Source organism: Clostridium sp. AF20-7, from assembly GCF_003479275.1.
Lineage (GTDB): Bacteria > Bacillota > Clostridia > Lachnospirales > Lachnospiraceae > Otoolea > Otoolea fessa.
Window position 1 is genome coordinate 366 of the sequence record NZ_QUGF01000017.1, and the last position, 11,856, is coordinate 12,221.

General features: G+C 43.9%; 10 protein-coding genes. 2 read left to right on the forward strand and 8 right to left on the reverse strand.

Translation table 11 applies throughout. The features are described 5' to 3' along the window. Positions 1 to 370 precede the first annotated feature (370 nt). The 7 genes from DWX68_RS14130 to DWX68_RS14160 form a co-directional block, all read right to left on the reverse strand. Entirely contained in the window at positions 371 to 1,447 is a 1,077-nt protein-coding gene (locus DWX68_RS14130) for a M42 family peptidase (RefSeq protein ID WP_118629988.1), read from the reverse strand. A gap of 12 nt (positions 1,448 to 1,459) precedes the next feature. Beyond that, the gene (locus DWX68_RS14135) at positions 1,460 to 2,221 is read right to left on the reverse strand and encodes a creatininase family protein (RefSeq protein WP_118629996.1); all 762 of its coding nucleotides are present in this window, start codon (positions 2,219 to 2,221) and stop codon (positions 1,460 to 1,462) included. 82 nt (positions 2,222 to 2,303) lie between these two features. Continuing rightward, positions 2,304 to 3,857 (reverse strand): ABC transporter substrate-binding protein, encoded by a 1,554-nt coding sequence (locus DWX68_RS14140; RefSeq protein WP_118570835.1) that lies wholly within the window; start codon positions 3,855 to 3,857, stop codon positions 2,304 to 2,306. Between the two features lie 93 nt (positions 3,858 to 3,950). After that, positions 3,951 to 4,928, reverse strand: coding sequence for an oligopeptide/dipeptide ABC transporter ATP-binding protein (locus tag DWX68_RS14145; RefSeq protein WP_118570836.1), 978 nt, complete (start codon positions 4,926 to 4,928; stop codon positions 3,951 to 3,953). Positions 4,929 to 4,942: 14 nt separating this feature from the next. Next, positions 4,943 to 5,911, reverse strand: a complete 969-nt coding sequence (locus tag DWX68_RS14150) for an ABC transporter ATP-binding protein (RefSeq protein ID WP_118570837.1) — start codon at positions 5,909 to 5,911, stop codon at positions 4,943 to 4,945. A 30-nt stretch (positions 5,912 to 5,941) separates the two neighbouring features. Continuing rightward, the gene (locus tag DWX68_RS14155) at positions 5,942 to 6,859 is read right to left on the reverse strand and encodes an ABC transporter permease (RefSeq protein WP_118570838.1); all 918 of its coding nucleotides are present in this window, start codon (positions 6,857 to 6,859) and stop codon (positions 5,942 to 5,944) included. Between the two features lie 5 nt (positions 6,860 to 6,864). Beyond that, positions 6,865 to 7,815: an ABC transporter permease gene (locus DWX68_RS14160; protein WP_118629990.1), complete on the reverse strand. Its 951-nt coding sequence runs from the start codon at positions 7,813 to 7,815 to the stop codon at positions 6,865 to 6,867. A 403-nt stretch (positions 7,816 to 8,218) separates the two neighbouring features. Here DWX68_RS14160 and DWX68_RS14165 point away from each other — a divergent pair, with 403 nt between their 5' ends. Both DWX68_RS14165 and DWX68_RS14170 read left to right on the forward strand, forming a co-directional pair. Continuing rightward, the gene (locus tag DWX68_RS14165) at positions 8,219 to 9,256 is read left to right on the forward strand and encodes a DegT/DnrJ/EryC1/StrS aminotransferase (RefSeq protein ID WP_118570840.1); all 1,038 of its coding nucleotides are present in this window, start codon (positions 8,219 to 8,221) and stop codon (positions 9,254 to 9,256) included. Positions 9,257 to 9,258: 2 nt separating this feature from the next. Beyond that, positions 9,259 to 10,017: a GntR family transcriptional regulator gene (locus DWX68_RS14170; RefSeq protein ID WP_118629992.1), complete on the forward strand. Its 759-nt coding sequence runs from the start codon at positions 9,259 to 9,261 to the stop codon at positions 10,015 to 10,017. Positions 10,018 to 10,096: 79 nt separating this feature from the next. Here the strand turns inward: DWX68_RS14170 and DWX68_RS14175 are convergent, their stop codons facing one another. Further along, entirely contained in the window at positions 10,097 to 11,578 is a 1,482-nt protein-coding gene (locus DWX68_RS14175) for an IS1182 family transposase (RefSeq protein WP_118629994.1), read from the reverse strand. Between the last annotated feature and the right edge of the window lie 278 nt (positions 11,579 to 11,856).

Below are 11,856 nucleotides of genomic sequence, written 5' to 3' on the forward strand. Positions count from 1 at the left end.
CATTTATATTATCATAAATAATTGGCTTTGTCAACAACTTTTTTATTTTTTTAATTCTTTTCCAACCCAGAAGATATATAGACATTTTTACATTCATGTCCGTCTTTCGAATTGATTGCCCTTGTCTCAAGGACATGTGTTATAATACCAGAGCAATCCCATAAAGTCAAGCATTTTTCTAAATTTGTTATTCAACATATTTTTTTGTGACTTTCATGAATATTCTAACTATTTGTTTCAATAAAAAATGGATTTTATGCAGTTTCTGATCCTCTCAGTTTCTGCATAAAATCCAAAATTTCTTTTATCTGTTAATACCGATTTGACACCTACCACCTAAAGCAGAAGTCATCTCACATCTGATATTCTTTTAAAAACTCATAATCTGCTCTTCGTCAAGTCTTTTGAGAATTTCGCATGCCAGTTTAACAGCGTTATCAAAATCAGCATAGGCTGAAATTCCGTAATGTGTATGTGCATAGCGAACCGGAACTCCGATAACAATAACCGGGACTGCTTTTTCAGTCAGATGTATCGCTGCACCATTGGTTGAGCCAGCACTACGAACTGCATCCTGAACCGGAATACCAAGCTTTTCTGCCAGATCCAGCGCATATCTCTGATAACGCGGATTGGTGATCATGCGGGAATCAATGTGGCGGAGCATCGGACCACGTTTGATAGCTGTCTGAACCATATATGGCTCAACGCAGGTATCATCTGCCGGGCATCCCTCAAAAACAATTGCGATATCCGGCTTAATTACCTGTGCTGTCACAGTAGCACCACGCACACCAACTTCTTCCTGTGCTGCACAAGCGCCAACAATATCTACATTCAGATCCTGACCAGCCAGTGTATGCATTGTCTTAAGAATTGCCGCACATCCCAGACGGCAGTCAAAACTTTTTCCCACCATCAGATCTGTAGTTTCTGAGTATGTAAATGTCACATCCGGCACTACCGGTTCACCGATACGAATGCCGAACTTTTCAACTGCCTCTTCTTTCGAAACAGCGCCAACATCTACCGTGATATCTTTCATATCCAGAGGTGCTTTACGCTCCTGCTCTGTCATGAAATGCGGAGGTTTACTGGCAGTAAGACCCGGAATATATTCTCCGAATCGGTTGCGAACCCAGACTTTATGTGCCGGAATATTGTAGTTAACCCAACCTCCTACCTGAATGATGCGAAGCGTTCCGTTCGGGCAGATGGCCTGCACCATAAAACCAACCTCATCACTATGTGCGTCAAGCTGAACAACCGGACGTTTGCCGTTATTTTCTTTACGGCGGATATACAGGTTGCGCATGCGATCTTCTGTAACTTCTCCGAGTCCCTCTGCATAAGGGCGAATCGCTGCAACCACTTCATCTTCGAAACCGGATGTACCGTTTGCATTTGAAATTGCTGCAATCATTTCCAGCGTCGTTTTTTTATCCATTCTGATACCTCTTTATGAAAGTTTTACTTTCTTGAACTCTTCCATGAAATCAACAATGTAGTTTGCTGTGGTCTCAAGCATCTCCTTGCCCCACTCCTCTGTAGCGGTACTCGGATGATCCGGTCCAATCCAGCCGCTGTCAGTTACATGCGGAGTATTGCGAAGAATCTCAACAGTAACTCCCTTGTACTCAACGGAACGGAAACCGGTTGTCTTCAGGTTTTCGGACAGATGCTTGAACTGAAGCTCACCACCGATCTCGCTCTTATCAACTAACGACGGATCAATGCCAAGAATCGCCGCTGTTTCTTCACCGCCGCCGTGGCCACCTTTCCATGCCGGGTTCATATCCCATGCCATCAGCCACCAGTTAAGCATAGCAACCAGGCAACCCTTGTCTTCGAATTCCATGCCAAGGCGCTCAATCATCTTAATGTTTCCGCCATGTCCATTCAGGAAAACGAATTTTCTGGCTCCGTGACGATACAGACTCAGGAACACCTGACGGCAGAACTGATAGAGCACTTCATTGTCAATATCAATGGTACCCGGATACGGAGCTAAGCTCTGGCAAGCGCCATACGGAATAGTCGGAGCAATTAAAACATCGCTCTTCTTCTCGATTTTCTCTAACAAATGCTCCGGAATCAATGTATCTGTTCCAAGTGGCATATGACGGCCATGACACTCAATACTTCCAATAGAAACAAGTACCATATCATTTTTTTCAAAATATTCCTGGGCCTTCGGCCAGGTCAGATTTGCTAATCTCATAATTTTCTTTCCTTTCATGTAATAATTATTCTCTGCTGAAAAATCGGACTATCCGGAAACCGGATAGTCCGACATCCGTTCATTACTGTGCTACTTTAACCTTCTCCAGGCTGTGGTAACCATTGGCATCCATAACGAATCCTTCAACCTTCTTGTTAGCACCAACGTTGATGGAGCTGTAGTATACCGGGATATTATTGTTAATCTCATCTAATTTAATTGCAAGTTCCTTATAAAGCTCTTTACGTTCCTCTTCATTTGTGTTGGAACGAGCCTCTTCGATCAGCTTATCAACATCCGGATCTGCAAGGAAGCTTCGGTTACCTGCAGCACCCTGCTGAGTTGAGTGTTCAAGAGAATAGTATGAGTAATCAGCATCTCCACTGGAGGTTGTCCAACCAAAATATGCTAAGTCGTGATCGCCGGCGGTAGTTCTGGAAATAAAGCTTCCAAACTCGAGAACTTCTAAGTTGCACTGTACACCTACTTCAAGGAGCATTGCCTGCATAGCCTGGCACATCTCGATACGGGACTGGTTATCGTTAACCCACAGAGTTGTAGAGAAACCATTCGGATATCCAGCCTCTGCAAGTAATTCTTTTGCTTTTGTCGGATTATATTCTTTAACACCTGTTGAGTAATAGCCAAATACTGCCGGAGCAATAATCGAATCTGCTGTCTGTCCGCTGCCTGCATTGATTGTATCAATAATAGTCTGACGGTCGATAGCCATAGACATAGCCTCGCGAACCTTCGGATTATCAAACGGCTTTTTGTTCATGTTCATGGATACATACCAGCAGGTAAGAGATGGAATCTCATAAACCGTAAGTTTATCATCGCTGTTAACCTTCGGAATATCGTTTACAGCTAAATCATATGCCAGATCTACTTCACCGGTTTCCAGAGCAATGGTACGCTGGGAAGTTTCCGGGATAACCTTCATAATCAGATTTTCTGTTTCCGGTTTTCCTGCATAATAATCATCAAATGCTTTCAGTGTCACATGATCACCCTGATTCCATTCAACGAATTTATATGGGCCGGAACCAACCGGATTCAGAATAAATGCATTCTCATCTGCTTCCACAACTGCCTTCGGAACAATTGCTGCAAATGGAATTGCAAGGTTGCGAAGTGTTGGTGCGTACGGTGCAGTTGTCTTAACCGTTACGGTATGGTCATCATCCACTGTAACTTCTTCAATAAAGTTAACAATGTAAGAAACAGCTGCAGAATTACGTGCACGGTCAAGGGAGAATTTAACATCTTCTGCTGTCAGATCGCTTCCATCATGGAACTTAATGCCCTCACGAATTTTAAATACATAAGTCTGGTCATCCGTCTGTTCCCAACTTTCAGCAATCTGAGGAACAACTTCGTTGGTCTCTGGATCAACTGTAACCAGCGTATCAAAGATCTGTGTATTAACCTGAACAGCCGGTGTTTCCTTACCCTGATGCGGGTCAAGGGAGGTAACGTCCGCGCCCTGTGCCCAAGTCAGAGTGGTCTTATAACCGTCAGCAGTTCCACTGTCGGCTCCGTTGTTTCCCTGTTTGCCGCCGCAAGCTGCCAGTGACAGTGCCATAGCTGCTGCCAGCACTAACGACATAGCACGATTAAAATTTTTTTTCATACATTTTCCTCCTGTCTTCCTCGTTTTTATAAAACGTATTCCACATTCACTGCGGTACATACCAATACCGCAGCGACAATGTACACACTTAGGTTAAATCTCACCTCTCTGCACACGCAGGCAGGTAACAAAGTGTCCCGGTTCCTGTTCGGTCAGAACCATATCCTGCTGACGGCATGCATCCGTAGCATATGGACAACGTTTTGCAAACCGGCATCCTTTTTCCGGGTTAATCGGTGATGTAATCTCACCCTTCATTGTAATACGGTTCATCGGAACCTTTGGATCCGGAATCGGAATGGCTGATAAAAGTGCCTGTGTATATGGATGCATCGGATGTTTAAATAATTTATCGGACGGTGCTTTTTCAACCATCTGTCCCAGATACATAACCAGAATGTCATCGGAAATATATTTAACAACCGAAAGGTCATGTGTGATGAACAGGTATGTCAAGCCAAGGTTGTCCTGCAGATCCTGCATCAGGTTCAGAATCTGTGCCTGAATAGAAACATCCAGCGCCGAAACCGGCTCGTCACAGACAATAAACTTCGGTTCCAATGCTAATGCACGGGCTATACCGATACGCTGACGGCGGCCACCGTCAAGCTCATGAGGATAGGTATTGATAAGTCGGCCTGCCAAACCTACCATATCCATAATCTCGCGTACACGTTTCTGAATTCCTTCTTTATCTTTCCGATCAAAAAGCTTCTGTACAAGCAGCGGTGCAGCAATTGCTTCACTGACTGTCATACGAGGATTTAGCGATGCAAAGGGATCCTGAAATATGATCTGCATATCGCGGCGCATATCCTTCATCTGTTTATCATTCAGAGCCCGAATATCCTTCTGGTCAAAATACACTTTGCCATCCGTCGGCTCGTGGAGACGCAATATGGCACGTCCCATTGTTGACTTTCCACAGCCAGACTCACCAACAACGCCCAGTGTTTTTCCGGCATCAATGGTAAAGCTAATATCATCAACGGCATGAAGCATACCATTCGGTACAGGGAAAAACTTTTTCAGGTGTTCAACCCTCAGAATTTCATGATTCTGTTCTGCCATATCTCTCACCTCCTTTATTTCATGCAGCGGAAGCAACGAACCTTATGGCCGTCTTCCAGTTCCATAAGCTGCGGGTTCTCTACATGGCACCGTTCTTCCGCATACTTGCAGCGGTCAGCAAATTTGCAGCCCTTCGGAAGCATCGTTGGATCCGGCATCATACCATCAATGGCTGCCAGCCGACGGCTGTTTGTCTCCAGATTCGGAATGGAACCAAACAGGCCTTCCGTATATGGATGCAGAGTATTTTCATATACCTGAGACAGCGTTCCATATTCTACGATTTCTCCTGCATATATAATTGCAACACTGTCACAGTTCTGTGCAACAACACCCAGGTCATGGGTAATCAGCAGCATGGATGTATTGTTCTTCTGCTTCAGGTTTCGAATCATTTCCAGAACCTGGGCCTGGATAGTAACATCCAGAGCTGTTGTCGGCTCATCCGCAATCAAAAGCTGCGGATTGCAGGCCAGAGCAATTGCAATGATTACTCGCTGCTTCATACCACCTGAAAACTGATGCGGAAAATCATTGTAGCGTCCTGCAGGAATTCCAACCATCTCCAGCATATCGCCTGCCTGCTTTTTAGCATCCTGCTTGGAAAGCTCCGGATGATGGTTACGAATAACTTCCAGAATCTGATCGCCTACAGGCATAACCGGATTTAAAGATGTCATAGGATCCTGGAAAATCATGGAAATCTGACGACCGCGCATCTGACGCATCTCTTTTTCCGTTAATTTCAGAATATCCTGATCTTCATACATAATTTCACCGGAACGAATCTCTCCCGGCGGGTGTGGAATCAAGCGCATAATGCCACGCGCAAGGGTTGTTTTTCCTGCACCCGTCTCACCAACCAGACCAAGGGTTTCACCTCGCTTAATCTGCAGGTTTGCATCGTTCAGTGCGTAAACCACACCATCTGATGTAGAATAGACGATATTTAAATTCTTAACATCCAACAAAATATCGGACATATATATCCCTCCTTTATGGCACTGCGTTCATTAGTTCTTAAGTTTCGGATCCATCGCATCGCGAAGGCCGTCACCCATCAGGTTTAACGAAAGAATCGTCAGCATGATTCCAAGTCCCGGAATCACAGTCACATGCCATGCATCGCGAATATAAACACGTGCATTGGACAGCATAGCTCCCCATTCCGGTGTTGGCGGCTGAATACCTAAACCAAGGAACGACAGACCGGCTATCGATAAGATTGCGCCGGCAAGACCAAGGGTTGCCTGCACGATAATCGGTGCAAGTGCGTTAGGAATAATATACTGAAAAATAATCGTACCATTACCGCAGCCAATGGAACGAGCTGCCTCAATGAAATCCTGATCTTTAACTGTCAGAACTGCTGCTCGGACGGTACGGGCAAATGTCGGAATGTATGCAATTGCAATTGCAATCATAACATTCCAAATGCTTGTGCCAAGTGCAGCCACAATTGCAGTTGCAAGAAGCATCGAAGGAATTGCCAGCAGAATATCCATCACACGCATGATGATTGTATCTGTTTTACCGCCATAATAACCGGAAACAGCACCGAGTATACCACCTGCACACAGCGCCAGGATAATCGCGATACCTCCGGTAAACAGAGAGTAGCGTGCTCCCCACAGCATACGCAGCAGCATATCACGTCCAAATTCATCCTGACCGAAAATGTGCTTAGCACTGGGACCTTTCAGACGATTCACCAAATCCTGCTTTACAACGAATTCGTTATAGATAGAATTGTGCGTTGCCGCATCAATAATAAGGGTTGAAACAGATATAATTACAAGTAAGAGAATAAACGCAAGACCAATCATTGCCATGCGGTTCTTACGGAAGCGTCTCCATGCTTCCTGCCACAGCGAGCGCTGCTTTTTTTCTTCGACTGCCGGATTATTAACCGGTTTGTTCTGTTCCTGCATATGGCTCACCGTCCTTTCTTGTAGAGTGATTTGATTCGCGGATCAACAAAGGCATAAATAATATCAACCATCAAATTCACTAAGGTAAACATCGTTGCCAGGAAAATAACACATCCAAGAACCATCGGAATATCCTTTGATTTAATTGATTCAACCATCAGTCGTCCAAGACCCGGCCATGAGAAAATTGTTTCTGCAAGCATCGCACCGCCGAGCAGGTTTCCGAACTGAAGACCAACTGCCGTGATAATCGGAATCAAAGCATTTTTCAGCATGTGCTGGAATGTAATGGTTCTCTCATCATCACCTTTGGCACGAGCGGTTGAAATATAATCCTGACGGATAACCTCCAGCATAGACGATCTTGTCATTCGTGCTACCATCGCTGCTGAGTTGAATCCCAGCGTCAACGCCGGCAGAATCAAGCTCTTCAGCATCGGCCCGAAGCCGGATGCCATACCCTGAGATGGGAGCCAGCCAAGTGTCAGAGAAAAAAGCATAACCAGCAATAAACCTGACCAGAAGTTCGGCATAGACACACCAATAAGGGCGAATACCATGGAAACATTATCCAGCAGAGAGTACTGTTTCTTTGCTGAGATAATACCGATCGGAATACCGATCAAAAGTGCAACCAGAATACCTGCAGTTGCAAGGATTGCCGTGTTCGGCAGACGCATGATTACCTGGTCCCAAACAGGAATACTGTTTTTGTAGGAAACACCAAGACTACCGTGAAGCAAATCGCGCATGTAGTGAAAATACCGTACGAAAATCGGATCATTCAATCCCAATTCCTCACGTTTCATTGCCAATGCTTCAGCGGTTGCCTGATCCCCCAAGATAATAGCTGCCGGGTCACCTGGAGCCAAGTTCAGAATAAAGAACACGACAAATGTGACACCAAGGATAACCGGAATCAGCATAAGCAAGCGCTTGAGGACGTATTTGTGCATATAGTTTTACCTCCTGTTCCTCTTTATGATTGACTTTTCTGACAATGCAGAATCTTCTAGCCATTCTCAATAAAACAAGTATAATCTAGCTTCAATAAGATTGTCAACAATTCTCACATGCTGTTAACAGCAAAAAATTGTCTGTAATTTTGTTTATTTTCACTATATTTTATCGCTTGACACTAATTTTATAATTTTCTGCAATCGTAAAATTTGCTATTATACATTTTCGCATTGATGTCAAGAAAGAAAATCATCAAAAATATTATCGTGTGACTTTTCAGACATTTCACACAGAAAATAATGCTTTCGATTTTGTTAACAATCCACTATAATGAGCTTACAGCTAACGGACAAAAAACATCCGTGTAACCCATTTCTACTAGTAAGGAGGAGATGAAACATGCGAAAAATTGGCGGTATGTTCCACTACGAACCAAGTAAACCTATCGAAAACGGATATTTTTCACGTATCTGCTCACCTAAGGATGATCTAGCATTTGCCATGTCCGGACGATGCGGTATCTATTATTGCCTGCAGGATATTGCACGGCACGATACACGTAAAGTCGCATATGTACCTATGTATACCTGCGAGACGGTCCTTGCTCCTTTTGAGAAAGCCGGGTATCAGCTGAAATTCTATGACTTGGACCAAGATTTGCACAGCGTTTTTGACCCTGCAGTCATCGATGAGATCAGTGTTTTATCTCTTTGCGGATACTATGGATTCTGTAACTATGACCATGATTTTGTTAAAGCATGCAAAGATAAAGGAGTTGTGATTTTCGAGGATGTAACTCACTCCATGCTTTCTGCTGACGGTATCGATCCACTTTGTGATTATTTTGCCGGTAGCTTCCGTAAATGGATGGGCGTTGCCTGTGGTGGATTCGCTGTCAAAAGAAACGGAACTTTTGAAACACCTCTTCTGCCGGTAGAAGCAACACACCTTAAGCAGCGCAAAGAGTCGATTGAGACGGGTAACGGCGACATTTTCTGGGAGGGTGAGTTGCGCCTTCGCCAGATATTTGACAGCTATGCAGGCGATGAGAATTCGGAGTATATCCTGCGCCATGCAGATTTTGATTCAATCTGTCATGCAAGACGTGAAAACTATGCTGCGCTTTTAAACGCGCTTACAGCACCTCTTCACGGCATACAGCCTGTATTTCCTGAACTTCCAGAGGCTTCCGTTCCAAGTCATTTCTGCCTGTATGCCGAAAAGCGCGATGAACTGCAGCAATACCTGGCAGATCATCAGATTCGCTCGACTGTCTACTGGCCGGTTGGACCGCTGGTTCATCCTCAGCCAGAATCATCGGTACAATACATTTATGACCACATAGTATCTCTTCCCTGCGATCAACGCTTCTCATCTTCTGATATGCAGTACGTTGCGCAGGTCTTAAGGGATTATTCTGAAAATTTTATGAGGTAAATATGCAGGGACAACGAAAAGCATCCAATACTACTACATCCGAAATTGTTCTTGAATCTCTGCGAGAGCAGATTATCAATGGAACCCTTCAGCCTCAAGAAAAACTGATAGAGGCTGAAATTGCTCAGAAATTCGGACTTAGCCGAGGTCCTGTGCGCGAAGCGCTCCGGCAGCTTGCCGTCGAAGGGCTTGTTGACTATTGCCCGAACAAGGGCTGCACAGTCGCACTGCTTTCTCCACAAGATGCCTATGAAGTCTTTTTTTTACGCGGCAGCCTTGAAAAGCTGGCGATTCAGAAAAGCAATTGCCGTCTCAGTGATTATGATCTCATGATAATGGAAGCCAGCATCGAAGAATTCCGAAAGGCTATTCTTGCAGGTAATACCATGAAGGCCGTTCATGCCGATGAGACATTTCACCAGCAGATCATCCGCTCTGCCCAGCTTAATCGACTGACAAAAATGTGGGAGCTTCTAAGCCCACTGAATGGTGCCATGTTCCTCTCGGTTCAAAATGCCAATCGCTTCGGACAATTAAGCGGAGATGCTGAAACGCTTCAGAATGCCAAATGCTTAGAATCAAACAACACGGATCCAAGCCTCTCCCATAACGGAGGTGCTGCAGTATGGACACACCAATGCCTGTTGGAAGCCATCCGGAATAATGATCTCCAGACCGCCTGTGCTCTTTTGGACCAACATTATGAAGGAACTAGCAGACGTGTGTACAGACTTTCACTTATGAAAGAACAAAACTTTTGATTTGATTCATTATAAAAAAGCGGTGCTGGATTTGATATCCAACACCGCTTCAGACTGTAGAGAATCTTGGTGCTGGGTGTTATGCCCAGTACCATTTTTCTTTAAATTTTGATTTTATTCTTGTTCTTAGCTCAAAATATAAAAAAGTGGCTGTATTCCAGCCTCGTTTTTCCAGAATCTTTGCCAGTTTTTTCAGATTCATGCATGCAAAGGTAAGCCCGGCTTTCATCTCCATCCGTGCCTTTCCTACATATTGCGTATATCGAAATCCATGCTGTTCTTTCGCTGTACCGAATATCCTCTCTATGGTTTCTTTTCTTAACTGATAGATCTGTCTGTTTCCTATCGTGTGCCGAATGTCTTCTGCCACTTCCATATATTCTTCCCATACATGACGTGTGATCATTTTTACATGATCCTTACTTTCTGTGCATTTTGAAAGATATTGGCATTCAGCACAATGTTCACCGCAGCTTTTATACTCTTTATATCCACTTCTGTTTGTTGTACTGTATGTCAATATATGTGCTCCCGGACATATATAACAATCATAGTATTCATCATATGCGAATTCGTGTTTTCCGAAAAAGCCTTCTTGGGTCTTGGGACGGGTATACGGAAAAAGTGGTTGAATTCCATCTTCCAACAGCTGATGGGCGATTGCCGGAGTTTTATATCCTGCATCTGCAACTACCATCTGCGGATTCAGTTTAGATATCTTATCGTATAATGCCTTAAAAGTACGACTGTCATGCTCATTACCAGGATGTACTGTATATCCAAGGATCCAGCCATGTTTATCACAGGCAGTTTCTACAGCATATGCAAAAACGTGTTTATGTTCACCCTTTCGAAACCATCCACTTTCCGGATCGCTGATGCTGCATTTTTGTGTTTTCACATCTTCAGGAAGTTCTTCAGATATAGAATCCTTATCATTTCCGGTTCCACCGGACGCAGGTGGCTGGTTATCATCTTTTTTCTTCAATGGCTTTTTTCCATGTGCCAGACGATCTTTTTCAATCTCTTTATTTAATTCCTCTTCATACCAGAGAGCCTGTTCGTGTGCAACCCGCTTACGCATTTTTTTACTGTTTGCACAGGCTTTTACATGTGTTGCATCCACGAAGATCTGTTCTGTATTTACAAGCTTATATTTCATACAATCTTCCAAAATCTTTGAAAAGATCTGCTCAAAAAGGTCTGTATCTTTGAAACGGCGGGTATAATTCTTTCCAAATGTAGAAAAATGAGGTACTGGATCTAACATGTCTAGTCCGAGAAACCAGCGGTATGCAACGTTTACCTCAATCTCTTTCATGGTCTGACGCATGCTTTTTATCCCATAGAGATACTGAATGAATGGTATCTTTATCAGCATGACGGGATCCATACTGGGACGGCCGTTATCCGGACAGTATTTTTCTTCAACCAGATCATAAATAAAATTCCAATTGATTGCCCTATCAATTAATCGCAGCATATGGTTTTGAGGTACCATGTCATCCATGGAAAACATCATCATTTGTTCTCTTTTTTTATCTGCATTTTTCGTCATCATAAAAAAACACCGCCCTTCTGATATTTATTATATCAGAAAAGCGGTTCCAACAATAGCAAAACCCTGCAAAAGCAGGGCTTTGTCTACAGTCTGAAGCGGTGCTGGATTTGATATCCAACACCGCTTTTTTACTGCCTAAAAATAAAAAAGAGCGCGCGACGGGACTCGAACCTGCGACCTCCTGATCCCAAACCAGGCGCTCTAGCCAAGCTGAGCCACACCCCATCATCCACGTTTATATTTGATTTTCTTGAACGTTTATATACCTTCAAAACTGC